The organism is Paraburkholderia sp. GV068, assembly GCF_003058125.1.
GTDB lineage: Bacteria > Pseudomonadota > Gammaproteobacteria > Burkholderiales > Burkholderiaceae > Paraburkholderia > Paraburkholderia graminis.
In genome coordinates, this window is record NZ_QBUB01000013.1 from 1 (window position 1) to 25,498 (window position 25,498).

Consider the following 25,498-nt stretch of genomic DNA (forward strand, 5'->3'; position numbering starts at 1 on the left):
GCTGGTCCGCAGCGTCACGGGCCATCGCGCGAATTCCTACGCCTGAAAAACAAAACCCCACGCTCCGGAAAACGTGGGGTTGGTCAGCAGTCTGAGGGCGCCTCGGCGCCTTTTCTCTTTGCAGCGCAGATCCGGCCTGGGAGTAACCCGGCTTTGGCGCGCAGAGCGCGCCGCGCAGGCTGCGTCGCCTTTAGACTGAATGCATCCAACACGGAGGCCGCGCCAATGACACCGGAAAAAGTCCTTTCGATGTTCGAACGCCAGTATCTGGAGGGCAAAGCGCCCGTCGACCTCGAGGAAACCTGCGCGAATTTCGCGGCCTGGGTCGCGTCGACGTGGGAGCAGCTCGACGCCGGGCACAGGTCGCTGCTGGTGACGGTGGGCGCCGCGCTGTGGCGCGAGGGCTATAACGTGCGCGCGGGCAGCGCGACGAAAGATTTGTGGTGAGCGTCGGCTGACGTTGGGGGGCCTGCCGGCTTCCGCACACGTTGCGGCGACTCGGTTTATATTTGGCCGTCGCCGGATCGGGACGATGCATTGAGGCCGCGCATTACGCATTGCGTGCTGAGCGCCGTATCAGCGCCGGCCGTGCCGCCATGCCGCCGAACTGGCTCTGTCGATCGTCCCGATACCGTTTTCATCCGCCATTCCCGCACAGGGCTACACCATCACATGACAGATCTGTCCGCATTCCCGATCACGAAGAAATGGCCCGCCGCGCATCCCGAGCGCCTGCAGCTCTATTCGCTGCCGACGCCCAACGGCGTGAAGGTGTCGATCATGCTCGAGGAAACCGGCTTGCCGTATGAGCCGCATCTGGTGCGCTTCGACACCAACGATCAGTTGACGCCCGAGTTCATGTCGCTCAACCCGAACAACAAGATTCCGGCGATCATCGATCCGAACGGGCCGGACGGCAAGCCGCTGCCGCTCTTCGAATCGGGCGCGATCCTGATCTATCTCGCGGACAAGACCGGGCAGCTGATTCCGCAGGACGCCGCCGGCCGTTACGAGGCCATTCAGTGGGTCATGTTCCAGATGGGCGGCATCGGTCCCATGTTCGGCCAGCTCGGCTTCTTCCACAAATTCGCCGGCAAGGAGTACGAGGACAAGCGTCCGCGCGATCGCTACGTCGCCGAATCGAAGCGCCTGCTCGGCGTGCTGGAGCAGCGTCTGGAAGGACGCGAGTGGATTCTCGGCGATCAGTACTCAATTGCCGATATTGCGACGTTTCCGTGGGTGCGCAATCTGATCGGTTTCTATGAAGCCGGCGAGCTCGTCGCGATTCAGGATTTTCCCAACGTTCAGCGCACGCTGGCGGCGTTCGTCGCCCGGCCGGCGGTGGTTCGCGGGCTGGATAGTCCGAAGCGGGGTTAGCGGGGAGCGAGCGGGCGCTGCGCTGCGGGCCGCGGTTTTTGGTCGATGCCAGGATTCTCCGCGGCGAGGCGCTTGGACTGGCCAAGACCCGTGCGATAGCAGAGTTGGCAGGAAAAGCGGCGGACTGTCTGGGATCAAACGGCAGCAATGCTTTGCCGAGCGGACCTGCGATTGGTGAAGTCAATTGGGAGGAGTTGGAAGCGCTTTACCGGGCAGGTGTTCTACCCCGTAAGGCGCCCCAGGACGTTGCGGACAAGACCAGGTCTCACTTCGTAATGAATGCCTTGAGCGACATACTGCGAATGTCGACGGCTACATTCGAAGACGCTCAGATTCGATAACGAGTGAGTTGCGCGTCGGTCAGAGGTTGATCCGCCGAAGTTCATCCGGATCGTCAGCCAGGTGAGCGGTGAGTGGCGCAGCGATGCCCATGTTTGGTCACGGTCCATCCGATCACAAACGACGTTAGCTAGACGTGCAGGAAAACGTTAGTTCCGCTTCCTGCGGTGTCCATCCGCGGACGCCATGCGTCTGCATATCGACCTGATGCATCTGCTGACCCTGCTGGCGGCAATATTCGTCGGCGCGTTTGAGGCTCGATGCCTTTACTTCGCCCCACGGCGTCATGCCGCCGCGAACCTGCGTAGTGACGATGTAGCGACCGTTGCCGGCCGGCGTAACGTCGGATATGGTGGTGCACGCGGCAAGCATGGTCAACGCTGCCAAGGCGGTCTTCATTTTCATTGTCGTCATCCCCGTGGGCTGCAATTGTGCAACCAACAGCGCGCTGGGGCAACATCCCCGGATCGTGCCGGAGGTTCGCCGGCACAGTGCGACCGAAGGCGAACGCGGCGACGGAAATACTGGAAGGGTAGTTGGTCCCCCTGGCAGGAATCGAACCTGCATCTAGCGCTTAGGAGGCACTTGTTCTATCCATTGAACTACAGGGAGCGGATAGCTACAACGGGGCGGACCGGACCCCTGATCTGTGATTGCCGCGCCGAAATGACGCCGCAAGCGCTTGCGTTTTCAGCCATGCAAGCGAGGGCAAGAGTATAGCAAAACCGTCGGAAACGACGTCACGCCCAACCTCAAAACTCCACCACCGCGAACTCCGCCTTGCCGACGTCGCACAGCGGGCAGCGCCAGTCCTCGGGAATCGCGGCAAAGCGGGTGCCGGGGGCGATGCCTTCTTCGGGCAAACCTTCTTCTTCGTTATAGATCCAGCCGCAAATCAGGCAAACCCAGCTCTTGTACTCAGTCACTTCCGTTACTTCGCTCACGACGTACTCTTCTCTCTTCAATGCAATGATCCCGCGCAGTCTGCCCCTTTTTCGGGCATCCGCGGAGAGCCGCAATATTACCGGAATTCGTCAACGGCATCGGCAATCGGATTTGACGCAGGCACGCACAAGCCCTGTCACGCACCGCGTGTATGCTGCTGACTCGCAGCGGCGCTGCGTATCGTGCGTGGCTCACGTTTCTAACCAGGAGAAAACGATGTTCAAAACCAGATGGTTGACCGGCGCGGCACTGGCTGGATTGCTGGCGGCGTCCGGCGCGGCGCAGGCGGCAAGCGTGTCCTTCGTGCAGCCGACGGACGGCGCGACCGTCAGCAATCCCGTCCACGTGGTATTCGCCGTCGACGGCATGAAGATCGCCCCGGCCGGCACGATGACGGACGGCACGGGCCATCATCATCTGCTGGTGGACGGCAAGCCCCTGCCGAAAGGCGAGGTGATTCCCGCCAACGACAAATCGCTCCACTTCGGCAAGGGTCAGACGGAAGCGGACCTGACACTGCCGCCGGGCGACCATACGCTGACGCTGCAATTCGGCGACGGCGCACATCGCTCTTATGGTCCCGGACTCAGCAAGACCATCACTGTGCATGTGAAGTAGCGCGCCGCCGGATCGCAAATGGCCGGGCGCGCGTCGGCATCGCCCGGCAGCCGCTTCATGCTCGCGTTCGCACGGCTCGCAAGGGGATAAGAGCCGACGCAAGCCGACGCAAACCATCCGACCCGACAGTCGACGCCAGGCATCGCGACGCGGGGCGTTCGTCCTATATCTTCCGGCATACAGGCACCCGCTCGCGCGCCCGGTACAATGAGCAGTTCCGAATCCTCGCTGTCTTCTCCAATTTCCCATGTCGCTTTACACCATTACCGGAGCGCAACTGGCGTTCGGTCACGTCGCGTTGCTCGATCACGCGGACTTCTCTCTCGAACCGGGCGAGCGGGTCGGTCTGATCGGCCGCAACGGCGCGGGCAAGTCGTCGCTGCTGAAGATCGTCGCCGATCTGGCCAAGCCCGACGACGGCCTCGTCACGCGTCAGCAGAGTCTGACCACGGTGTACGTGCCGCAGGAGCCGGAGTTCGATACCGACGACACAGTCTTCGAAGCCGTCGCGGCCGGCCTCACGCACGCCCGCGCGCTGCTCGACGAATACGACGCGGTCGCCAACCAGCTCGCGGATGAACCGGAAGGCGCGCAGCACGACGCGCTGATGGCGCGCATGAACACGCTGCAATCGTCGCTGGACACCACGAACGCCTGGAACTGGAGCACGCGCGTCGCCACCACGCTGCAGCAGATCGGCCTGAACGGCGAGGCGCGCGTGGGTTCGCTCTCGGGCGGCATGCAAAAGCGCGTCGCGCTGGCTCGTGCGCTGGTCGTGCAGCCGGACGTTCTGCTGCTCGACGAGCCGACCAACCACCTGGATTTCGACGGCATCCGCTGGTTGGAAGATCTGCTGGTGTCGCAGCGCGCGGCGCTCCTCTTCATCACCCACGACCGCGCGTTTCTCGACCGCGTCGCCACGCGCATCGTCGAACTCGATCGCGGGCGTCTGCTGTCGTATCCGGGCAACTTTTCGGCTTATCAGACGCGCAAGGCGCAGCAACTGGAAATCGAGCGCGTCGAAAACGAAAAGGCCGACAAGCTGCTCGCACAGGAAGAAGTGTGGATTCGCAAGGGCGTCGAGGCGCGGCGTACGCGCAGCGTCGGCCGCATCGCGCGGCTCGTCGAAATGCGCAACCAGCGCGCGGAACGCCGCAACGTGCAAGGCAACGTCAAGCTCGACGTCGGGCAGGGCGAGAAGTCGGGCAAGATCGTCGCGGAACTGACGGATGTCACGAAGCGCTACGGCTCGCGCACGGTGATCGACCGCTTCACCGGGACCGTCATGCGCGGCGACAAGATCGGCTTTGTCGGTCCGAACGGCGCGGGCAAGACCACGCTGCTGAAGATCATCCTCGGCGAATTGAAGCCGGACGAGGGCACGGTGCGCGTCGGCACCAATCTGCAGGTCGCGTATTTCGACCAGATGCGCGCGCAACTGGACCTGGACAAAAGTCTCGCCGACACCATCAGCCCCGGCAGCGAATGGGTCGAGGTCAACGGTCAGAAAAAGCACGTCATGAGCTATCTCGGCGACTTTCTGTTCGCGCCGGAGCGAGCGCGTTCGCCGGTCAAGTCGCTGTCGGGCGGCGAGCGCAACCGGCTGCTGCTCGCGCGTCTGTTCGCGCGGCCGGCCAACGTGCTGGTGCTCGACGAACCGACCAACGACCTCGATATTCCCACGCTCGAACTGCTTGAAGAACTGCTCACGGACTATGACGGCACCGTGCTACTGGTGAGCCACGACCGCGCGTTTCTGGATAACGTCGCGACGTCGGTGATCGCGTCGGAGGGCGGCGGCAAGTGGCGCGAGTATGTGGGCGGCTTCACCGACTGGCAGTTGCAAAGCGAGCGCTCGCAGCAGTTGGCGCAGGAAGCGCAGAAAGAGGCGAGCAGGGACGCGGCTAAGGACACAACTAAGGACACAACGAAAGACGCGGCTAAAGACGCCAATAAAGACACAGCCAAAGACGCCTCCGGCAACGACAACACAGCCGGCCGCAATCCGCAGCGCGCGGCGAAGCTGTCGTTCAAGGAGCAGCGCGAACTGGAAGCACTGCCGCAGAAAATCGCCGCGCTGGAGGCCGAGCAGAAAACCATCGGCGCCCAGCTTGAAGAAGGCTCGATCTTCGCGAAGGACCCACAGGAAGGCACGCGTCTTTCCGAACGCTATGCCGCCATCGACGAAGAACTGCTGGCCGCGCTCGAGCGCTGGGACGAACTCGAAAACCGTCGCAAATGAGGCGGCAAGCGCCGGCGTCTTTCGTCGTCGGCGCTTTCGCTTGCGTGTGGACCGCGCCTTGTCCGAATGGCCAATCGTGTGCGCCGTGAATTGCCGCCAGGTTCGAAATCAGTAAAATACCCCGCGAACAAGGCATCCCCGGCGTTTTCACCAGCGGTGGCGCTGGGCCGCGATGCAGCGCCCAATCAGGGGAGTGCTGTAAATGCGCACGAACGCCGCGCGCTCATCACGCGGCGAACGAGCGCAACCCATGCGACAAACAGCTTGCCCGCATCGCGGGCATCCCACCTAACCACGTTGTTTCGTTTCGCTTTTTTTGAAAACTCAACGCATTGTCCACGGACTTATCAACCGGACCTGTGGACAACGATGAACCGACGCACCCGAGTCAACCATGTCCACGAAAAAGCCAAACGCCGCGTATAGCGAAGCGTCGATCAAGGTGTTGAAGGGTCTCGAGCCGGTCAAGCAACGGCCCGGCATGTACACCCGCACCGAGAATCCGCTGCACATCATTCAGGAAGTCATCGACAACGCGTCGGACGAAGCCCTCGGCGGCTACGGCCGGCAAATCACGGTCACGCTGCACGCGGATCATTCGGTGTCGGTCGAAGACGACGGCCGCGGCATCCCCTTCGGCCTGCATCCGGAAGAAGGCGTGCCGGTCGTCGAAATCGTGTTCACGCGCCTGCACGCGGGCGGCAAATTCGATAAAGCCGCTGGCGGCGCGTACACGTTTTCGGGCGGCCTGCACGGCGTCGGCGTGTCGGTCACCAACGCGCTGTCCACGCGCCTCGACGTCACCGTATGGCGTGACGGTAAGGTCGCCGCGCTCAGCTTCGCCAACGGCGACGTCGCCAAGCCGCTCGAAGTGCGCGCCGCAGCCAGGGGCGAAAAGAAGTCGGGCACGCGCGTGACCGCATGGGCGAATCCGAAGTACTTCGACTCGCCGAATCTGCCGCTCGGCGAACTGCAGCGTCTGCTGCGCTCGAAAGCGGTCTTGTTGCCGGGCGTCGAAGTCACACTCGTCAACGAGCGAACCGGCGAACAGCAAAGCTGGAAATACGAAGACGGCTTGCGCGGCTATCTGCTCGAAGGCATGAGCGGCAGCGACCTGCTGATTCCGCTTTTCGAAGGCGAGCGTTACGCCGAAAACTCGCGCGCGAACGAAGAGACGTTTGCCGAAGGCGAGGGCGCGGCGTGGGTCGTCGCGTGGAGCGAGGAAGGGCCGCTCACGCGTGAGTCGTACGTCAATCTGATTCCGACGCCCGCGGGCGGCACGCACGAATCCGGCTTGCGCGAAGGCTTGTTCCAGGCGGTCAAGAGTTTCGTCGAGTTGCACAACCTGCAGCCGAAGGGCGTGAAGCTGCTCGCCGAAGACGTGTTCGCGCGCGTGTCGTTCGTGCTGTCGGCGAAAGTGTTGGACCCGCAGTTCCAGGGGCAAATCAAGGAGCGTCTGAATAGCCGCGACGCGGTGAAGCTCGTGTCGTCGTTCGCGCGTCCGGCGCTCGAATTGTGGCTCAACCAGCACGTCGAGCACGGCAAGAAGCTCGCGGACCTCGTCATCAAGCAGGCGCAGGCGCGCACGCGTGCCGGGCAAAAGGTCGAGAAGCGCAAGAGCTCGGGCGTGGCCGTGCTGCCCGGCAAGCTGACCGATTGCGAATCGACGGAAATCGGCCGCAACGAGTTGTTCCTCGTCGAGGGCGATTCGGCGGGCGGCTCCGCGAAAATGGGCCGCGACAAGGAGTTCCAGGCGATCCTGCCGCTGCGCGGCAAGGTGCTGAACACGTGGGAAACCGAGCGCGACCGTCTCTTTGCGAACAACGAAGTGCACGACATTTCGGTGGCGATCGGCGTCGATCCGCACAGCCCGGACGACAAGATCGATCTGTCGAATCTGCGCTACGGCAAGATCTGCATTCTGTCGGACGCGGACGTGGACGGCTCGCACATCCAGGTGTTGCTGCTCACGCTGTTCTTCAAGCACTTCCCGCAACTGATCGAACGCGGTCATGTGTGCATCGCGCGTCCGCCGCTCTTTCGCGTCGACGCACCCGCGCGCGGCAAGAAGCCCGCGCAGAAGCTGTACGCACTCGACCAAGGCGAGCTCGAGGCGATTCTCGACAAGCTGCGCAAGGACGGCGTGCGCGACACGCAATGGTCGATCAGCCGCTTCAAGGGGCTGGGTGAAATGAGCGCCGAACAACTATGGGATACGACGATGAACCCGGACACGCGGCGTCTCACGCCGGTGGCGCTCGGCGAGCTCGACTACGACGCCACGGTCGCGCGCATGACCATGCTGATGGGCAAGGGCGAAGCGGCGTCGCGCCGCAACTGGCTCGAAGAAAAGGGCAATGAAGTCGAAGCGGATATCTGAGCGGTGCAAGCCAGCGCTCCCGCACGAAACCTCACGCCAAACACGATACGGATTCTAGATGGACGACGATAACACTCTCGACCTTTTCACCGAGCCGCCGCCGCCCGAAGGCGACTTCCTGACGCTCGGCAATTACGCGGAGCGCGCGTATCTCGACTATGCGGTGAGCGTGGTCAAGGGCCGCGCGCTGCCGGATGTCTGCGACGGCCAGAAGCCGGTGCAACGCCGCATCCTGTTCGCGATGAACGACATGGGTCTGTCCGACAACGCCAAGCCGGTGAAGTCGGCGCGCGTGGTCGGCGACGTGCTCGGTAAGTATCACCCGCACGGCGACCAGTCGGCGTACGACGCGCTCGTGCGTCTCGCGCAGGATTTTTCGATGCGCTATCCGCTGATCGACGGCCAGGGCAACTTCGGCTCTCGCGACGGCGACGGCGCGGCGGCGATGCGGTACACGGAAGCGCGCCTGACGCCGATCGCGAAGCTGCTGCTCGCCGAAATCGACCAGGGCACCGTCGACTTCATGAAGAACTACGACGGCGAGTTCGACGAGCCGCGGCTCTTGCCCGTGCGTCTGCCGTTCGTTTTGCTGAACGGCGCGTCGGGCATCGCGGTCGGTCTCGCGACTGAAATTCCGTCGCACAATCTGCGCGAAGTCGCGGCTGCCACGGTCGCGATGATCCGCAATCCGAAGATCACGCACGCGGAGTTGATGGAGCACGTGCCGGGGCCGGACTTCCCAGGCGGCGGCCAGATCATTTCCAGCGAAGCGGAAATCTCGGCGGCCTATGAAACCGGCCGCGGCAGCCTGAAGGTGCGCGCCCGCTGGAAAATCGAGGACCTCGCACGCGGCCAGTGGCAACTGGTCATCACCGAATTGCCGCCGAACACGGCCGCGCAGAAGGTGCTCGAGGAAATCGAGGAGCAGACCAATCCGAAGATCAAGCTCGGCAAGAAGGCGCTCACGCCGGAACAGTTGCAGGGCAAGCAGACCATGCTCGGCCTGCTCGACGCCGTGCGCGACGAGTCGGGCAAGGACGCGCCCGTGCGCCTCGTATTCGAGCCGAAGTCGAGCCGCATCGATCAGACGGAGTTCGTCAACACGCTGCTCGCGCATACGAGTCTTGAGTCGAACGCATCGCTGAATATGGTGATGGTGGGCGGCGACGGCCGGCCGCGTCAGAAGGGCTTGAGCGAAATCCTGCACGAGTGGATCGCGTTCCGTTTCGCCACCGTCACGCGCCGCACGCGTCATCGTTTGACGAAGGTCGACGACCGGATTCACATCCTCGAAGGGCGGATGATCGTCTTCCTGAATATCGACGAAGTGATCCGCATCATTCGCGAGTCGGACGAACCGAAGGTCGCGTTGATGGCCGCGTTCGGCTTGTCCGACCGGCAGGCCGAAGACATCCTCGAAATCCGGCTGCGTCAGTTGGCGCGGCTCGAGAAGATCAAGATCGAGAAGGAACTCGCGGAACTGCGCGACGAGAAGGCGAAGCTCGAAGAACTGCTCGGCAGCGAATCGGCGATGAAGCGTCTGCTCATCAAGGAAATCGAAGCCGACGCGAAGCAATACGGCGACGAGCGCCGCACGCTGATCCAGCAGGAAAAGCGCGCGACGTACGAAGCCCGCGTGGTCGACGAACCGGTCACGGTCGTGGTCTCGCAAAAAGGCTGGGTGCGCGCGCTGAAGGGGCACGGCCTCGACACGGCGGGCTTCACGTTCAAGGCCGGCGATGGTCTGTACGCGGCGTTCCAGTGCCGCACGCCGGACACGCTCATCGCGTGGGGCAGCAACGGGCGCGTCTATTCGGTCGCGGTGGCGTCGCTGCCGGGCGGCCGCGGCGACGGCGTGCCGGTCACGTCGCTGATCGAAATGGAGTCGGGCAGCCATCTGATGCATTACTACGCGGCTTCGGCGGATCAGGCGTTGCTGCTCGCGTCGAGCAACGGCTTCGGCTTCATCGCGAAGGTCGGCGACATGGTGAGCCGCGTGAAGGCGGGCAAGTCGTTCATGACGATCGACGCAGGCGCCGCGCCGCTCGCGCCCATGCCGATGCTGCCGGACGCGACGCAGGTTGCGTGTCTGTCGTCGGCGGGTCGCCTGCTGGTGTTCGGCATCGACGAAATGAAGACGCTGTCGGGCGGCGGCCGCGGCGTCACGCTGATGGCGCTCGACGACAAGGAAACGCTGGTGCAGGCGCTCGCCATCAACGCGGCCGGCGTGATGCTGATCGGCGCGCGCCGCGGCGGTCGTCTGGACGAAGAAAAGCTGAGCGGCGCCGCGCTCGCCGCGCATGTCGGCAAGCGGGCACGCAAGGGCCGTGCGCCGGAGAGCAAGCTCAAGCTCGAAGGCATGCGTCCGGTGCCGGTTGCCTGACGAAGATTCATGTTGAAAGCGGCCGGCGTCTGCTAGCATGCGAGGCGCTGGCCGTGCAAGTCATTGCAGTACAGCGCATTGCAGTACAGCGCGCGGCAAATTCGGGGGCGGCGTCGCGGTATCGAGTCGAAGTACCAGCGAAGTAGCAGGTCGCGGTACTTCGTCGAGACATCAGCCGCGCTGCAATAACAACAAGAAAAACGACGCAAGCCACGGGCGTTTTGGAACTGCACGCAGGGCGTGCGGTCGAACGCGCTCAATAGCCGCTGCTCATATCATTCGGCATAAGCGGTGTGGCGTCGTCGGAGAGGAATACAACATGAACAAGGCTATCGAACTCGCGCTCTTTCTACATCTGCTCGCAGTCGCGGTGTGGGTGGGCGGGATGATCTTCGCGCACTTCTGCTTGCGCCCCGCCATAGCCGATCTCTCGCCGCAATTGCGCTTGCCGTTGTGGGAATCGGTGTTTGGCCGCTTCTTCAATTGGGTGGCGGCTTCGGTGCTCGTCATTCTGCTGACGGGCGGTTTCCTGCTGATGCAATTCGGCGGCGGTCACGCCACCTGGCCGTTGCATGCAATGGCCGGCCTCGGCATCGTCATGATGCTGATCTTCGGGCATATCCGGTTCGCCGTATTTCCGCGCATTCGCCGCGCAGTGCAGGCGCAGAAGTGGCCTGACGGCGCGCAGGCGGTCGGCACGATCCGGCGTCTCGTGCTGATCAACATCGTGCTCGGTGTCGTGACGGTCGGCTTCGCGGTGCTGTCACGCGGATTCTGATCGCGCTAAGCCCACGCGCCATACGCAAGCCACAGCCCGCACGCAATCGCCACGGTGCCGTACACCGCATACACGGGCAGCTTGAGCTTCGCGAAGCACATCGCCGAGAACACGGCGGTCAGCAGATAGACCGGTTGCAGCGGCACATGTCCGGCGATACGCAGCACGGCCACCGCGAGGAACGCGGTGGTGACGGCGCGCAGAATCCGCATGCCATGCTCGAATCGCGGATTCATTTTCAACTGATGCAGATGCCGCTGCGCCAGCACGACGAGGCATCCCGACGGCACGAACAGCGCGAGCGTGGCGAGCAATGCGCCCGCCCAGCCGTCGACGAGATAGCCGAAGAACGGCACCACGTTCAGCAGCGGTCCGGGCGAGATCGGCGACAACGAAAAAGCCAGCGTGAAGTCGTTGTCGGAGACGCCGATGGTCGGCGTGACGAACAGCGTCTTGAGCACCGGCAACGCGGAAAAGCCGCCGCCGAAGAGCGTCATGCCCGCGCCGGCGAGCCGCGGCCATAGCAGCGCGAGATCGTAGCGATGCGGCAGCGGCAGTGCGAAGAGCAGCACGAACACGCACAGCATGGCGAGTATCTGCCAGTCGCCTCGCGAGAACGACACGACAAAGCGCGTGTTGCGCACGGGGCTCACCACCCAGCCGGCGCCGAATGCCGCGCTCAGCATCAGCACATAAGCCGCCGGGCTGTGTGCATAGAAGAGCGCGAAGCAGCCGACCACCGCCGCCGTCCATTCGAGTTTGCCGCGCACGAGCGCGCGCGTCTGCTTGTACCAGGTGATGCCGATCAGCGTGGCGAGCACCACGCTAAAGTGATTCAGCAAAGTCTGCGACGCGAAGGTGCGCACGAGCGGCGTGCGGTAAAAGATCGCGAACAGCGTCATCAGCATGAAGAAGGGCAGCACGCTCGCGATGCCCGCGACCCATGCGCCGGCACGTCCGCGCAGCGCGTGTCCGAGCTGCACGGCGACGTTGCAGCCCACGGGCCCCGGCACCATCCACGCAAGCGCGATCAGATCGGAGAACGCGACTCGCGAGAGCCGTGCCTCGCGCTCGACGTAGTGATTCTCGAGCTGCGCCATTAGCGCGAGGCCGCCCCATGACAACGCCGACAGGCCGAGCACGACCTTGAACAGCGTCCATAGCGGTTCCCGCTCCCCTCGTCTTGCAGCTTCGTGGCTTGTTATCGTGTGCATGGCGCCACGGGCGTCCGCGAGGCGGGCGCCCGTCCTGTGATCCTTTGATGTTGCGCGCGGCCGGCCGGTCCGACGGCATCGCGCGAGAACGCAATACAGCGAGAATGTAGCCGGTTTTGCGCGGCCGCGGTATGGATGGGCTTGCAAAGCCGCAGCGTTAGATGAAGCCCTCGGCGCACGCCTTCAGCACCCTGTCTAACCGTTCGTGCTGGTGCTCGTGCTGTTTGCTTCCTGAACCGGGCGCCGGCCGGCCATGCCGCACACGCCGAAACGTTCGAGCAGCGCCGGAATCGCGTCGACGGGAACAGGGCGCGAAAACAGGAAACCCTGCGCTTCGATATGGCCGAGCGCGGCGAGCCACGCAATCTGCTCTTCGGTTTCCGTTCCTTCGACCACCACCGTGAGCCCGAGCGAGCGCGCCAGATTGACGATTGCGGTGACCATCACGCAGACGCTGCGGTCGCCCGGAATAGCCTGGACGAACGAGCGGTCCACCTTCAGCGTGTCCACCGAAAAACGGTTCAGATACGAGAGCGACGAATAGCCGGTGCCGAAGTCGTCGAGTGCAATGCGCACGCCGAGACGCTTGAGCGCAAAGATTTTTTCGGAGACGAGTTCGGGATACTCCATCATCGCCGTCTCGGTGATTTCGAGTTCCAGACGGCGCGCGGAAATGCCGCTTTCCTCGATGGCGTGCGAGATCGTCTCGTACAGATCGCCGCGCCAGAACTGCACCGCCGAAATGTTCACCGCGAGCGACAGCGTGTCGTAGCCTTGCTGCTGCCAGACCGCGAGTTGCCGGCACGCGGTCTCGATCACGAAGTCGCCGATCGGCACGATTAGTCCCGTGGACTCCGCGACGGGAATGAACTCGTTGGCCGGAATCAGACCGTGCTGCGGATGATTCCAGCGCACCAGCGCCTCGAAGCCGGTGATGCAGCGGCGCGTCAGATCGATCTTCGGCTGATAGGCGAGAAAGAGTTGCCCTTCGGCGAGCGCCACGCGCAACTGCTGCTCCCACTTCATCAGATGGTCCGCGCGATGCGAGAGTTGCGGCGAATAGAACTGGTAGCAGTTCTTGCCCGCGTCTTTCGCGCTGTACATCGCGAGGTCGGCTTTTTTCAGCAGGTCGATCTCGCTTTCGTTCGCCACCGAATAAAGCGCGATGCCGATGCTCGCATGCAGCACGAAGGAACTGCCGCGCACTTCGAACGGTTTGGCGAACGCTTCAGCCGCCGCTTCGGCAAGCGCCACCGCGCGCTTTTCCACGTCCTCGCCCTTGATCACGACCACGAACTCGTCGCCGCCGATGCGGCTCAACGTGCCGCCGTCCGCGACCGCCGTGGCGAGACGCGAGGCCGTCATTTGCAGCACGATGTCGCCGGCGTTGTGGCCGAGCGTGTCGTTGACCGTCTTGAAGTTATCGAGGTCGATAAAGAGAATCGCGAGGTGGCCGAGGTTGTGCGGCTGCGCCACTTCTTGCCGTAGCGTGCGCAAGGTCGAATAGCGATTGCGCAGGCCGGTCAGCAGATCGTATTCGACCAGATGCGTCATCTCGCGCTCGCGGCCGAGCAGTTTGCCGATCAGACCGGTTGCGACCGCGAAGAAGCTCAGCATGGCGAGCGAGATGAAACCCGCCATCAGCAGATAGACGTTGCGCGTGTGGTTGTAGTCGGCGAATTCCTCGGCTTGCGACAGACCCACGAGCACGCCCAGCGGATAGCCGTCGATATGCCGGTACGACACGATGCGCGTGACGTTGTCGAGCGAATCGACGTAGGTGCCCGACACGTGTTCCGAAGTCGGATACGAGCCGCTTGCCGAAAACGTGCCGCTCGCGTTCACGACGCTGCCGGTGCGCCGCGCGAGCACGGTGCCGTTGTCGGAGATCACCGCGATCACGCCTTCACGGCCGATTGCCGCGTTGTTGTAGAAGTCGCTCGTGAAATAGCTCGGGTCTTCCGACACGACCACGACGCCCGCGAACGAGCCGTCCGGATGATTCAGACGCCGCGTCATCTGCAAAGTCCAGTGGCCGGATACGCGGCCGAGCACGGGCTTGCTGATATACAACTGGTCGTCGTTTTCGTGCTCGTGAACCTTGAAGTGCTCGCGATCCGACAGATCGATACGCTTGGGATTCAGTTCGGCCGTGTTGGCGATGAGTTGGCCGTGCTCGTCGATCAACGACACCTGCACGAGCGTCTCGCTTTGCACGACGCCTTTTTCCACCGTGCTGGCAAGGTCGAAACGCCCCGGCGTTTTCTCGAACTCGTATTTGACGAAGCGCGTGATCTGATCGACCTGGTGAATCGCCTTGATCGTATGCTGTTCGAGCGCCGCTGAGAGAATTGCGGCAGACGCCATCGCTTCGCGATTGGTGGCTTCTTTTTCGACCGAAAGACGCGCGAAGATCACAGTCCACAGCAGGATCAAGACGAGCACGCCGAGCGCGGGAATGGCAAGCAGCGCGCGACGGCGCGATACAGCGGGATCGCGGCGGCTTCGGGCTTCGCGCTGATCGGAGAAGCGGGGTTTGCTCATCAGGCGGCCCGTGCCCAGCTGCCGGCCGGTTGCGAACGCGCGAGCGTGGACTGCGCTGTTTTCATGGGTGGCTGCATGGAGTTGCCGGAACTGCTGCGCAAGAAGAAACGGCGTGGTTTCGCGCCTGATCGTCTGCACCGGGCCGGGTACGTTTCGATATTACTTAATGCCACTGGATTAAGGAAGGGTCCCGGCATCGGGTATACGCGGGCGCGGTCCGCGGCCGTATAAGGGCTATTTTGCGGGCTGTTTTGCGCTTCGCTTATAGGTTTGCTTATAGGTTCGCTTTCAGGTTCGCTTTCGAATCCGCTCCATGCCCGGGCGGCCCGCGAATCCGGGCACGCGCGGGATCGGATGCTGGCGGTCGTTGTATTCGGATGATCCATCGGGATTCGGCGCTCCGGCATGGCGGCTTGTACCTGCGTGATCTTTTGGGCGGTTTGGTTATCCGTGCCGCATCGCGCGAGCGCGGCAAACGGCTTTTTGTGGCTAAACGTGCTTAAGCGTGGCTAAAAGAGGTGAGTCGCGTACGGCTTATCTTCATCGACTTGCAGCGGCATCGCCGTTGCTTTAGCTGGGCTCGCGGGAAGCCAGCAAACGACGGGCCGCTCACGGCATACGGAACGTGCCGTCGACGACTGTCACCGACGATCCGCCGATCCACGTCTTGCCGTTTGCGTCGTCGTAGCGCACGAACACCTGGCCGGCGCGTCCGAGCGCGGTGCCCTGGCGCGCGGTATAACTCGCGCCCGGCCGCAAATTCTGCGCGCTCAACAGACCCGCGAGCGCCGCATTGGCACTGCCGGTAACAGGGTCTTCGCTGACGCCGAACGCGCCGCCCACCATCAGGCAACGCACTTCGAAGGTGGCGGGGCCATCGGCATCGTGCGGACCGTACGCAGCGACGCCGTGTGCGCGGACCGCGCGGACGATGTGCGCGAGCGCGGCCGCGTCGGGCTCGAGCGCCAGACAATCGCGCGCCGAATTCATTCGCACGATGAGCCAGGGCGCGCCGTTATCGACGGCAGACGGCACGGCGCTGAAATCAATCGCGTTGCTGCGCATCGCCGCGGAAAGCGCGGCGTACTGCTGTTCGGGCAACGGCACGACGCGCGCGGGCGGCGCGGCGAACGCCCACGCGCCGTGCGCCTCGCCCGGACCTTCGCTGTCGGATTGCAACTCGACGAGCCCAACGCCGCATTGCTGGATGAGCTTGCCTGGCTGCTTCGGCTGATAGCCGCTTTCGAGCAGCGCGTGAGCGGTGCCGAGCGTCGGATGACCGGCAAAGGGCAATTCGCCGTGCGTCGTGAAGATGCGCACGCGATAGTCGGCGGCCGGGTCAGTCGGCGTCGACAGGAAAGTTGTTTCGGACAGATTGGTCCAGTGCGCGATCGCCTGCATCTGAGCGGCGCTGAGCGCGTCGGCGTCGAACACGACGGCGAGCGGATTGCCTTTGAACGGCACTGACGTGAATACGTCGACCTGCTTGAAACGAACTGTGTTGGCGGGCATCGGGCGTGGTCCGTCGATCCTGCGGTTGGTATGGTTCGCGGATTCTATCTGCTGCCGCCGGAACGATCCACCTCGCCACAAATGCAAAACGCGCCGCGGGTGCCTGGCACCTCGCGACGCGTTCTGTCGAGCGCCCGGCCGAACCGCGCCTCGCGCTCGTAACGCTGCGTGAACTTATGCGACGCCGCGTTACTCGACTTCCGCGATCATCTCGATCTCGACGCATGCGCCGAGCGGAATCTGCGCGACGCCAAACGCCGAGCGCGCATGCTTGCCGCGCTCGCCGAACACGTCGGCGATCAGTTCGGACGCGCCGTTCGTGACCAGATGCTGCTCGGTGAAGTCGAGCGTGGAGTTGACGAGACTCATCAGCTTGACGATGCGCTTGACGCGGTTCAGGTCGCCCACGTGCGCGTGCAGGGTCGCGAGCAGATCGATGGCGATGGAGCGCGCGGCCACTTTGCCTTCTTCAGTGCCGATGTCGGCGCCGAGCTTGCCCGCCCACACCTTGCCGTCTTTCTTCGCGATGTGGCCGGACAGGTACACCGTATTGCCGCTTTGCGCGCTCATCACATAAGCGGCGGCCGGCGCGCCGGCGTTGGGCAGTTCGATGCCCAGTTCCTTGAGCTTGTCGTACACATTCGTTTGAGCCATGTTGTCCTCGGTCGGTAGTGAAAAACGGAAGAAGCGGAAGCGGGCGAAAAACGCAAAAGCGGGCGGGGGCCCGCTTGCCTTTATAGCTTCGCGCGGATCAGCGCCGCGAGACGCGCCACGCCTTCGTCGATCTTGGCCGGCGGCACCGTGACGAACGACAGACGCAGCGTGTTGTGCTGCGCCTCGTTCGCGAAGAACGGACCGCCCGGCACGAACGCGACATTCTGCGCGACGGCTTCCGCGAGCAGCTTCATGCTGTCGATCTGCGCGGGCAGATTCACCCACACGAACATGCCGCCTTCCGGGCGATTCCACGTCACGCCTTCGGGCATGTAGCGTTCGAGCGAGTTCAGCATGGCCGCGCACTGGTCGCGATACAGCTCGCGAATGGTCGGCACGTGCGTGTCCAGAAAGCCGTCCTTGATCACTTCATGGACGATGCGCTGCGTGAAGCTCGGCGTATGCAGATCGGTGGCCTGTTTCGCCTGCACGAGTTTGAAGATCAGCTCTTCGGGCGCGATGATGTAGCCGACCCGCAGACCCGGCGCCAGCACCTTCGAGAACGAACCGAGGTGGACGATGTGATCGGGCGCCATCGACAGCATGGTCGGCAGCGGTTCGCCCGCGTAATCGAGCGCGCCGTAGGGGTCGTCTTCGATCACCGGGAACGGCGCGGTTTTGGCGAACGCGGCGAGCGCGCGGCGGCGCTCGACCGGCAGGCGGCGGCCCGTCGGATTCTGAAAATTCGGTTGTGCGTACAACAGGCGCGCGCCGGCGGTGAGCTTCGGCGTAAGTGCTTCGGGGATCAGCCCGTGTTCGTCGGTCGGCACCTGGACGTAGCGCGGCTCGTACATCGAGAACGATTGCAGCGCGCCGAGATACGTAGGCGTCTCGACCAGCACGGGGCTTTCCGGACACACGAGCACCTTGCCGAGCAGATCGAGCGCCTGTTGTGAGCCGGTCGTGATCAGCACCTGACTGGCGCGGATCTGTGCGCCGTTCACCGAATAGCGCGCCGCGACCCATTCGCGCAGCGGCGCATAGCCTTCGGTCGCGCTGTACTGGAGCGCCGCGGCGGGCGCGTCGCGCAGAATGCGGTCGGACGCTTCGCGCATGCGTTCAGCCGGGAACGTGGCCGGCGAGGGCAGGCCGCCCGCGAACGAAATGACTTCAGGCCGTTCCGTGACCTTCAGAATCTCGCGGATCGCCGAGCTCGTGAGCTTGCGTGCGCGTTCGGACAATTGCCACGTGGGGGCTTTCAGGTCGCTTTGGTCCATGGTCTCCTCTGCTGGTGTCTCTGGAACCGGTCAAAACTTCGATTATCGCGCGAGTCGGCGACCCGCGCGCGCTGCTTATTTAAGGGTCCGTAGACCGCTCGGTGTTTCGAATTCGGCGACGAGCGCGGCGGGGCCGTCGGTGGCCTGCACGTCGATCAGATGCGCGGCGCCCAGCCACTGCAATTGCGCCGCCACCGTATCGGCTTGCGGATGCACGCCTTTGAGCGCTTTGAGCGCGATGCCGGTCTCGGGCAATACCGTCGACGGATGCCGCGCCGTGTCCCACTGGATCAGCGACGGCAGCACGCCGTCGCCGGCGCCTTGCCAGGCGGGGAAGGCGCCGTCTTCCGGCACCGACAGGCCCCACGCGAAGTCGCCGCGCGTGAGCGGCACGATCGGCGGAATGCGCTGCGGATATTGCGCCTGCCACGTCGGCAGATGCTTCGGCCGGTCGACGCGGGCCACCCAATGCGACAGATACGGGCCGTTTTCCAGGCGAGCGTGGGTCGCCGGGTCGTCGAGCGCGAAGAGGCGCGGGCGGGGCGCGGCGGTTTCCGTGGCTTCGCGGGCGACGTCGGCGTGCGGGTCGACGGCGATCACTTCCAGGTACGCGCCGCCCCACAGGTTCAGCAGCCGGTTGTGCGTGCGCATTAACGGATGCGCGCCGCCGCCGGCCGGTTCGACCCCGAGGATGTCGGCGACGTACTGCACGCCTTCGTCGAGCGTGCGGGCGGAAACGACGAGATGATCGAGACGTAGCGGATGTGCGGTCATTGCGGATCGGGAAACGGGTTTCTACGGTAGGTCTGGCCTGCGCCGCGTGCCGGTTGCGGCGTGCCGGTTGCGCGGGCGCCGGGGTCGTAAGCATAACCGTTCGCGGGCGCGGCGCATCGGCGGGTTGGGCGATGGGCGGGCTGCGTGGGCTGCGCGGGTGAATTTCGCGCTGGCTTGGTGGTTTGCCGTGCGTGCTGAGTTGGTTGTTTGCTTGCGCGCTCGTCGGCACTGTCTGCTGGTTGCTGACTCGCGCCCATGACGTTCCGGTGAGCAGATCGCCGACCTGATGCACGGTCCGCCAGGCGCTTTCGGTATGCTGATCGCCACCCAGCCTCACGCACCGCCCGCCAGCCGCTTACCGCCAGCCCGACCGCCTTCTGTCTCAAATGTACCGGCGACGACCTGCACAGTAACGGTACAATCGATTCGATACCGTTCGGTACAGTTGGAGCCCGTCATGTCCGTCCCGCTTACGCAGATTCCCGCCCCGCACGACACGGCGTCGTTGACGCTTGTCGAGCAGCTCGTGCAGTGGGCTCGCCGCCGCATCGAGGAGCGCGTGTTCCGTCCCGGCATGCGCATGCCGTCGATCCGCAAGCTGGCGCTCGACAAAGGCGTGTCGCGCTTCACCGTGGTCGAGGCGTATGAACGGCTCGTCGCGCAGGGTTACCTGGAGTCGCGGCGCGGCTCCGGTTTCTTCGTGCGCGAGCGATTGGCGGGCACGGCGGTCGCGGACATTCGCCCGGCCGCGCACGCAAGCGCGCCGGCCACCATCGACGTCGTCTGGCTGCTGCGCAACATGCTGCACACCGGCGCGCGCCCGGAGCGCAGTCCCGGCCTCGGCTATCTGCCGGCGCGCTGGCTCGACGGCGAGCTGATCACCAACGCGCTGCGCACGCTCGGCCGGCAAAGCGGCGCGCAGATGCTCGGCATCGGCACGCCGCTCGGTTTTCTGCCGCTGCGTCAGCAATTGCAGACGCGTCTCGAGGAACTGGAGATCGGCGCGTCGCCCGATCAGATCGTGATGGTGTCCGGTGTCACGCAGGCAATCGACCTCATTTCGCGCATTTATGTGAAGGCGGGCGACGCGGTGATCGTCGGCGATCCAGCGTGGTTCCAGATGTTCGGGCGCTTCGCGTCGCAGGGCGCGCGGCTCGTCGGCATGCCGTACACGCCGGACGGCCCCGATCTCGACGCGCTCGAATCGCTCGTGCAAACGTGGCGGCCCAAGATGCTGGTGATCAACTCGGTGCTGCAGAATCCGACCGGCACGTCGCTGACGGCCGCGCAGGCGTTTCGCATTTTGCGACTGGCGGAGGCGTACGACTTCATCGTCGTCGAAGACGATATTTACGGCGATCTATGCCCGCCGGGCTATGCGGGCACGCGGCTCGCGAGCCTCGATCAGCTAAAGCGCGTGATCTACCTGGGCAGTTTTTCGAAGACGCTCGCGCCGAATCTGCGCGTCGGCTTTATTGCGTGCGCGCCCGAGGTGGCCAAAGCCGTCAGCGACCAGAAGATGCTGGTCGGCATGACGAGTCCCGAGTTGAACGAGCGCGTGCTGTACAAGATTCTGACCGAAGGACACTACCGGCGCCATGTCGAGCGGCTGCGGGCGCGGCTTGACGGCGTGCGCGAAAAATCCGCGCGGATGCTGGAAAAGACGGGCCTCAAGCTCTTTTTGACGCCGACGGCGGGCATGTTCGTGTGGGCCGACACCGGAGTCGACGCCGACGGACTCGCCGCGGCCGGCCACGAAGCCGGCTTTCTGCTCACGCCCGGCAGCCTTTTTTCGCCGCAACAATCGCCAACGACGTGGATGCGCTTCAACATTGCCAATTGCGGCGATCCCGAACTGGCGACATTTTTGTGCCGTTATCTCGACGGTGTCGCGCGCCGCGCCTCTTGAAACCGCGCGGATTGTCCTTATTTAGGCGGACAATCCGGCGGCATTCGCAAGAACCGATTGGCAAAAACCCGATTCGCAACAGAGAGGAAGTCCGACCATGGCACAAGAAACCATGAGCTTTCAGGCGGAAGTGAAACAGCTTCTGCACCTGATGATCCATTCGCTGTACAGCAACAAGGAAATCTTTTTGCGCGAGCTGATTTCCAATGCGTCCGACGCGGCCGACAAGCTGCGCTTCGAAGCCATTGAAAACAGCGGGTTGTACGAGAGCGATCCGAATCTGCGCATTCGCGTGTCGTACGACAAAGAGGCGCGCACGATCACGATCGACGACAACGGCATCGGCATGAGCCGCGACGAGGCGATCGCGAATCTCGGCACGATCGCGCGCTCGGGCACCAAGGAATTCTTCGGCAAGCTGTCGGGCGACCAGCAGAAAGACGCGGCGCTGATCGGCCAGTTCGGCGTGGGCTTTTATTCGGGCTTTATCGTTGCCGACAAGATCACCGTCGAGACGCGCCGCGCCGGCTTGCCGGCGTCCGAAGGCGTGCGCTGGGAAAGCGCGGGCGAGGGCGACTTCGCCGTCGAGCAAATCGAGCGCGCCGCGCGCGGCACGACCATCACGCTGCATCTGCGTGCGGAAGAGGATGAGCTGCTGTCGTCGCATCGGCTGAAGTCGATCATTCAGCGCTATTCGGATCACGTCGCGCTGCCCATTCTGATGAAGAAGGAAGAGTGGGACGCCGAAAAGAGCGCGATGGTCACGAAGGACGAAGACGAGACCGTCAATCAGGCAAGCGCGCTGTGGACTCGCGCGAAGAACGACATCACGGACGAGCAGTACAAGCAGTTCTATCAGCATCTGTCGCACGATCATCAGGACCCGCTGACGTGGACGCACAACCGCGTCGAAGGCCGCAGCGAGTACACGCAATTGCTGTACGTGCCGACGCACGCGCCGTTCGACCTGTGGAACCGCGATCATCGCGGCGGCCTCAAGCTGTATGTGAAGCGCGTGTTTATCATGGACGACGCCGAGCAACTGCTGCCGTCGTATCTGCGCTTCGTGAAGGGCGTGGTCGATTCGAGCGATCTGCCGCTGAACGTATCGCGTGAAATTCTGCAGGAAAGCCGCGACGTCAAGGCGATCCGCGAGGGCGTGACCAAGCGCGCGCTGTCGATGCTCGAAGAGTTGGCCAACTCGGAGAACGAAGCCGATCGCGAGAAGTACGCCGGTTTCTGGAAGGAATTCGGCCAGGTGCTGAAGGAAGGCATCGGCGAAGACTTCGCGAATCGCGAGCGCATTGCCAAGCTCGTGCGCTTTGCCTCCACGCATACGGAGACGCCCGAGCAGACCGTGTCGCTCGCCGACTACGTGGCGCGCATGAAGCCCGAGCAGTCGAAGATCTACTACGTGACTGCCGACACCTGGCAGGCGGCAACGCACAGCCCGCACCTCGAAGTGTTCCGCAAGAAGGGCGTGGAAGTGCTGCTGCTGACCGACCGCGTGGACGAATGGATGCTGTCGTTCCTGAACGAATTCGACGGCAAGCCGTTGCAAAGCGTGGCGCGCGGCGACCTCGATCTCGGCGCGCTGAACGACGAGGAAAAACAGGCGCAGGAAAAGGTCAGCGAAGAACTCAAGCCGCTCGTCGAGAAGATGAAGGACGCGTTGAAGGACAAGGCCAAGGACGTGCGCCTCACGTTCCGCCTGACCGATTCGCCGTCGTGCCTCGTTGCTGACGACGGCGAAATGAGCGGCTACCTGCAGCGCATGCTCAAGGCTGCGGGTCAGCAGGCGCCGTCGTTCCACCCGATTCTCGAAGTGAATCCGGAACACGCGCTCGTGAAGGGCTTGCACGCGGACAGCGCCAACTTCGACGACTGGTGTCACCTGCTGTTCGACCAGGCGTTGCTCGCCGAAGGCGGCGCGCTCGAAGATCCGGCCAGCTTTGTGAAGCGCACGAACACGTTGTTGCTCGCGCGCGCGAATGCCGCCTGACTGGGCGATGATTGCGTAGCGTCGCGCAGACGCTTTAATGTCCTCGCGACTCGGAATGCGCTGCTTCGGCAGCGCATTTTTTTCGCCTTCTCATTCGTGCGCGTGTTTTAACGCTCCAGTGTCAGCGCGTGCAAATGCCGCACTTGCGCAAGCACACTGCCGGCCAATTCCTTAGCCTCGAAACTCGAGTGGTGATCGGCGAGCACTTTTGCCGCGAGGCTGCCAATGGCTGCGCTGCTTTGCTTCGACGTGTGGTGCTGCGCGAGCGCCGAGCCGGCTAGCTCTTTCTCGATATGCGTGGCGCCCGGACGATGCAATACGACCGACGCAAGATGCGCGATCCGGTCAGATGTTTCCTTCGCGTTTGTAGTATTCAATCTGCCTCCCTGCTGCTAGTTGTTGATTTGCTGGACGCCCCTCGCCGTCTTCGACACAGGGCGGAATTCATTATGGTTAACTAACTAAAATTTATCAACGACCATAAATTGAGATTGGTTTATGAGATGCCGCGCGCGGCATTATCTTGGGAATCGCGCTTCGAACCGGAGGCTTGAAGAACCACCTTGGTTCCTTCGGGCCGCTTTGTGTACCTGGCCGCGCGCGTCGAATGTGGAATGTGTTTTGTGACTCAAGCGCATACACCTGCGCAGCGCGGCATCTTGTGAATTTTTATGTCCGATTCCGCTGTGGCCGCCCCGGCCGTTATGGTCAATGTGACAACGCGTCTGGAGACCGTGCATCTTCTGTGGTCGATACTGCGCGAAGAGGGTTTCGAGCCCGCCATATCGCGTGCCGCCGAGCTGGCCGCCGCGGGCGTGACGCCTCAATTGCACGCCGACCTGCACGCGAGCGCGGGGAACTTCGAGCTGGCGTATCACAGCGCATCGCAGGCGCAAGCGGGCGAGAACGGCGCGCGCCATGCCCGCGTTGCGTTGTTCGCCGACGCACTCGGGCGCGGCGAAGTCGCGCGGCATCACAGCGAAATGGCGGTCGCCGCGCAGGCACCCGCCGTGACGCTTGAATGGGCCGCCTGGCTCATCAACGATTGCGGCGCGCATTCCGCGGCGGCGCACATGTTGCGCGCGTATCGGCAGCGCGAACCGGAGGATGCGCACGGGCCGTGGTGGCTTGCTATTTCGCTTGGCGCGCTAAGCGGCCCTGGTGTGCGCGACGAGCGGCGCGTGGCGCTCGCGCGAGCTTATACGCTCGACCCCGCTGTCGATCCCGCGTTGCCCTTGCAACTTGCATTGGCTTTGCGCGAGGCGCGCGACTGGGCCGCGCTCGAACATCTTTCCCGCGACATGCTGACGCGCAATCCCGCTGATGCGGAAATGGCCTGGCAGCTCAGTCACGCGCAATGGCAATGCAACGACGCGGCGGCTGCCGAGGCGACCATGCGCGCCGCTAATGCCGCTTCGCCCGGTAACGCAGACGTACTCGCCGCGATCGGCTTCTATCTGTGCGAGCAGGCGCGCTACGAGGAAAGCGAGGCCATGCTGCATCAAGCCCTCGCGGCGAACCCCCACGCGGTGACGCCCGCAGTCGATCTCGCCGATCTCGAACTGCGGCGCGGCTTCTGGACAAGCGGCTGGAAGCGTTTCGAGGCACGCCTCGCGCGCGACGACCGCGAGCCGAATAACATCGTTTCGGTCATGGCGCGCCTCTGTCCGCGTCGGCGCGGCGAGACGCTCGCGGGCAAGACGCTCGTGGTGCACAGCGAACTGGGCAATGGCGATGACATCCACATGGTCCGCTATGTGCCGCAACTCGCTGCACGCGTGCGCGCGGAGGGCGGGCGGCTCGTGCTGTGCGTGCGCAAGTCGTTGCAACCGCTGCTTGGTCGTTTCTACGAGGACTGCGTATCGATCGAGGACGGCCCGCTCGGCGCGCCCGACTACAGCCTGCCGATGATGAGCTTGCCGCTCGTTTTGAATTTGCAGCCAGAGCAGGTGCGCGGCGGTGCCTATCTTCGCGCCGATCCGGGCAAGGCGGCGCTCTGGCGCGAGCGGCTTCGCGCGCACGCGCCGCACGCGCGGCTGCATGTGGGCCTCGTGTGGGCGGGCAGCCCGATGCATCGCCGCGATGACAAGCGCTCGATTGCGCGCGCTGCGCTCGAGCCGCTGCTGTCGCTCGCCGATGTCGCGTTCTATTCGCTTACGCCAGGACGCGCAGCCGACGTCGCTGTGATGACCGCGCAGGGGCATCGCGTGTTCGACATGACGGCGGACTATCAGACGGGCCTGGATGATGTCGCGGCTCACCTTGCTGCGCTCGATGCGCTCGTCACGATCGACAGCGCGCCGCTGCATCTCGGCGGGGCGCTCGGGCGGCCGGTGTTGGGCATGCTCGATCACGTGTCGCATTGGGCGTGGGGCAACGCGGAGACGCAAGCCTGGTACGACTCGCTCGAACTTTTCAGGCAGCCGCAGCCTGGGCAATGGGCGCCGGTGGTCGAACGCGTGACGGCGCGTCTGCAAGCGCTGATGGCTGACGACGCAAGCAACGTCGTTTCTGGCGCCGTCGCGCATCCCGTTGCGAACGGTTGACGGC

Annotated in this window: 19 protein-coding genes and 1 tRNA gene; 10 read left to right on the plus strand and 10 right to left on the minus strand. The window is 63.8% G+C overall.

Going from position 1 to position 25,498, the window contains the following annotated elements:
- Positions 1-225: 225 nt before the first annotated feature.
- A complete protein-coding gene (locus tag C8K18_RS34080; RefSeq protein ID WP_029970009.1) occupies positions 226-447 on the plus strand; it encodes a hypothetical protein in 222 nt (73 codons plus the stop codon).
- Between the two features lie 225 nt (positions 448-672).
- On the plus strand, positions 673-1,377 hold the full coding sequence (locus tag C8K18_RS23815; RefSeq protein ID WP_107710300.1) for a glutathione binding-like protein: 705 nt from the start codon (positions 673-675) through the stop codon (positions 1,375-1,377).
- Between the two features lie 465 nt (positions 1,378-1,842).
- Here C8K18_RS23815 and C8K18_RS23825 read toward each other — a convergent pair whose 3' ends face one another.
- The 3 genes from C8K18_RS23825 to C8K18_RS23835 form a co-directional block, all read right to left on the minus strand.
- Positions 1,843-2,115 (minus strand): hypothetical protein, encoded by a 273-nt coding sequence (locus tag C8K18_RS23825; RefSeq protein WP_029970008.1) that lies wholly within the window; start codon positions 2,113-2,115, stop codon positions 1,843-1,845.
- Between the two features lie 138 nt (positions 2,116-2,253).
- Positions 2,254-2,328: transfer RNA gene (locus C8K18_RS23830), tRNA-Arg, on the minus strand.
- Between the two features lie 140 nt (positions 2,329-2,468).
- Positions 2,469-2,660, minus strand: a complete 192-nt coding sequence (locus C8K18_RS23835; protein ID WP_029970007.1) for a rubredoxin — start codon at positions 2,658-2,660, stop codon at positions 2,469-2,471.
- Between the two features lie 217 nt (positions 2,661-2,877).
- On the opposite strand from C8K18_RS23835, the gene C8K18_RS23840 reads away from it, so the two are divergent.
- The 5 genes from C8K18_RS23840 to C8K18_RS23860 all read left to right on the plus strand — a co-directional run bounded on the left by C8K18_RS23840 (position 2,878) and on the right by C8K18_RS23860 (position 11,062).
- Complete coding sequence (locus C8K18_RS23840) at positions 2,878-3,279, plus strand: DUF4399 domain-containing protein (RefSeq protein WP_107710296.1); 402 nt, start codon at positions 2,878-2,880, stop codon at positions 3,277-3,279.
- Positions 3,280-3,526: 247 nt separating this feature from the next.
- The gene (locus C8K18_RS23845; protein ID WP_006048397.1) at positions 3,527-5,521 is read left to right on the plus strand and encodes an ATP-binding cassette domain-containing protein; all 1,995 of its coding nucleotides are present in this window, start codon (positions 3,527-3,529) and stop codon (positions 5,519-5,521) included.
- Between the two features lie 394 nt (positions 5,522-5,915).
- On the plus strand, positions 5,916-7,901 hold the full coding sequence (locus tag C8K18_RS23850; RefSeq protein ID WP_006048396.1) for a DNA topoisomerase IV subunit B: 1,986 nt from the start codon (positions 5,916-5,918) through the stop codon (positions 7,899-7,901).
- A 58-nt stretch (positions 7,902-7,959) separates the two neighbouring features.
- Positions 7,960-10,284 carry a DNA topoisomerase IV subunit A gene (gene parC / locus C8K18_RS23855; RefSeq protein ID WP_107710294.1) on the plus strand — a complete coding sequence of 775 codons (2,325 nt, stop codon included), beginning with the start codon at positions 7,960-7,962 and terminating at the stop codon, positions 10,282-10,284.
- Between the two features lie 319 nt (positions 10,285-10,603).
- A complete protein-coding gene (locus C8K18_RS23860) occupies positions 10,604-11,062 on the plus strand; it encodes a CopD family protein (protein ID WP_029969999.1) in 459 nt (152 codons plus the stop codon).
- A gap of 5 nt (positions 11,063-11,067) precedes the next feature.
- Here C8K18_RS23860 and C8K18_RS23865 read toward each other — a convergent pair whose 3' ends face one another.
- The 6 genes from C8K18_RS23865 to C8K18_RS23890 all read right to left on the minus strand — a co-directional run bounded on the left by C8K18_RS23865 (position 11,068) and on the right by C8K18_RS23890 (position 19,037).
- A complete protein-coding gene (locus C8K18_RS23865; protein WP_029969996.1) occupies positions 11,068-12,276 on the minus strand; it encodes a chromate transporter in 1,209 nt (402 codons plus the stop codon).
- 195 nt (positions 12,277-12,471) lie between these two features.
- On the minus strand, positions 12,472-14,820 hold the full coding sequence (locus C8K18_RS23870; protein WP_006048392.1) for an EAL domain-containing protein: 2,349 nt from the start codon (positions 14,818-14,820) through the stop codon (positions 12,472-12,474).
- A gap of 609 nt (positions 14,821-15,429) precedes the next feature.
- The gene (locus tag C8K18_RS23875) at positions 15,430-16,332 is read right to left on the minus strand and encodes a PhzF family phenazine biosynthesis protein (protein ID WP_107710293.1); all 903 of its coding nucleotides are present in this window, start codon (positions 16,330-16,332) and stop codon (positions 15,430-15,432) included.
- 189 nt (positions 16,333-16,521) lie between these two features.
- Positions 16,522-16,986 carry a RidA family protein gene (locus C8K18_RS23880; RefSeq protein WP_006048390.1) on the minus strand — a complete coding sequence of 155 codons (465 nt, stop codon included), beginning with the start codon at positions 16,984-16,986 and terminating at the stop codon, positions 16,522-16,524.
- A gap of 80 nt (positions 16,987-17,066) precedes the next feature.
- The gene (locus tag C8K18_RS23885; protein ID WP_053857733.1) at positions 17,067-18,263 is read right to left on the minus strand and encodes a PLP-dependent aminotransferase family protein; all 1,197 of its coding nucleotides are present in this window, start codon (positions 18,261-18,263) and stop codon (positions 17,067-17,069) included.
- A 75-nt stretch (positions 18,264-18,338) separates the two neighbouring features.
- Complete coding sequence (locus C8K18_RS23890; protein WP_107710291.1) at positions 18,339-19,037, minus strand: VOC family protein; 699 nt, start codon at positions 19,035-19,037, stop codon at positions 18,339-18,341.
- A gap of 457 nt (positions 19,038-19,494) precedes the next feature.
- Between C8K18_RS23890 and C8K18_RS23895 the strand changes: the two genes are divergently transcribed.
- Both C8K18_RS23895 and htpG read left to right on the plus strand, forming a co-directional pair.
- A complete protein-coding gene (locus C8K18_RS23895; RefSeq protein ID WP_053857735.1) occupies positions 19,495-20,946 on the plus strand; it encodes a PLP-dependent aminotransferase family protein in 1,452 nt (483 codons plus the stop codon).
- A gap of 97 nt (positions 20,947-21,043) precedes the next feature.
- Positions 21,044-22,948, plus strand: a complete 1,905-nt coding sequence (gene htpG / locus C8K18_RS23900; RefSeq protein ID WP_107710289.1) for a molecular chaperone HtpG — start codon at positions 21,044-21,046, stop codon at positions 22,946-22,948.
- Positions 22,949-23,055: 107 nt separating this feature from the next.
- On the opposite strand, the gene C8K18_RS23905 is transcribed toward htpG, so the two are convergent.
- Positions 23,056-23,325 carry a hypothetical protein gene (locus tag C8K18_RS23905; protein ID WP_006048385.1) on the minus strand — a complete coding sequence of 90 codons (270 nt, stop codon included), beginning with the start codon at positions 23,323-23,325 and terminating at the stop codon, positions 23,056-23,058.
- 294 nt (positions 23,326-23,619) lie between these two features.
- Between C8K18_RS23905 and C8K18_RS23910 the strand changes: the two genes are divergently transcribed.
- The gene (locus tag C8K18_RS23910) at positions 23,620-25,494 is read left to right on the plus strand and encodes a tetratricopeptide repeat protein (protein ID WP_107710287.1); all 1,875 of its coding nucleotides are present in this window, start codon (positions 23,620-23,622) and stop codon (positions 25,492-25,494) included.
- Positions 25,495-25,498 lie beyond the last annotated feature (4 nt).

Excerpts from the sequence above, each read along its gene's own strand:
- C8K18_RS23865 (WP_029969996.1), bottom strand. The coding sequence starts at position 12,276 with ATGCACACGATAACAAGCCACGAAGCTGCAAGACGAGGGGAGCGGGAA.
- parC (WP_107710294.1), top strand. The coding sequence starts at position 7,960 with ATGGACGACGATAACACTCTCGACCTTTTCACCGAGCCGCCGCCGCCC.
- C8K18_RS23890 (WP_107710291.1), bottom strand. The coding sequence starts at position 19,037 with ATGACCGCACATCCGCTACGTCTCGATCATCTCGTCGTTTCCGCCCGC.
- C8K18_RS34080 (WP_029970009.1), top strand. The coding sequence starts at position 226 with ATGACACCGGAAAAAGTCCTTTCGATGTTCGAACGCCAGTATCTGGAG.
- C8K18_RS23870 (WP_006048392.1), bottom strand. The coding sequence starts at position 14,820 with ATGAGCAAACCCCGCTTCTCCGATCAGCGCGAAGCCCGAAGCCGCCGC.
- C8K18_RS23845 (WP_006048397.1), top strand. The coding sequence starts at position 3,527 with ATGTCGCTTTACACCATTACCGGAGCGCAACTGGCGTTCGGTCACGTC.
- C8K18_RS23895 (WP_053857735.1), top strand. The coding sequence starts at position 19,495 with ATGTCCGTCCCGCTTACGCAGATTCCCGCCCCGCACGACACGGCGTCG.
- C8K18_RS23880 (WP_006048390.1), bottom strand. The coding sequence starts at position 16,986 with ATGGCTCAAACGAATGTGTACGACAAGCTCAAGGAACTGGGCATCGAA.
- C8K18_RS23910 (WP_107710287.1), top strand. The coding sequence starts at position 23,620 with ATGTCCGATTCCGCTGTGGCCGCCCCGGCCGTTATGGTCAATGTGACA.
- htpG (WP_107710289.1), top strand. The coding sequence starts at position 21,044 with ATGGCACAAGAAACCATGAGCTTTCAGGCGGAAGTGAAACAGCTTCTG.
- C8K18_RS23860 (WP_029969999.1), top strand. The coding sequence starts at position 10,604 with ATGAACAAGGCTATCGAACTCGCGCTCTTTCTACATCTGCTCGCAGTC.
- C8K18_RS23825 (WP_029970008.1), bottom strand. The coding sequence starts at position 2,115 with ATGAAGACCGCCTTGGCAGCGTTGACCATGCTTGCCGCGTGCACCACC.
- C8K18_RS23885 (WP_053857733.1), bottom strand. The coding sequence starts at position 18,263 with ATGGACCAAAGCGACCTGAAAGCCCCCACGTGGCAATTGTCCGAACGC.
- C8K18_RS23840 (WP_107710296.1), top strand. The coding sequence starts at position 2,878 with ATGTTCAAAACCAGATGGTTGACCGGCGCGGCACTGGCTGGATTGCTG.
- C8K18_RS23875 (WP_107710293.1), bottom strand. The coding sequence starts at position 16,332 with ATGCCCGCCAACACAGTTCGTTTCAAGCAGGTCGACGTATTCACGTCA.
- C8K18_RS23850 (WP_006048396.1), top strand. The coding sequence starts at position 5,916 with ATGTCCACGAAAAAGCCAAACGCCGCGTATAGCGAAGCGTCGATCAAG.
- C8K18_RS23815 (WP_107710300.1), top strand. The coding sequence starts at position 673 with ATGACAGATCTGTCCGCATTCCCGATCACGAAGAAATGGCCCGCCGCG.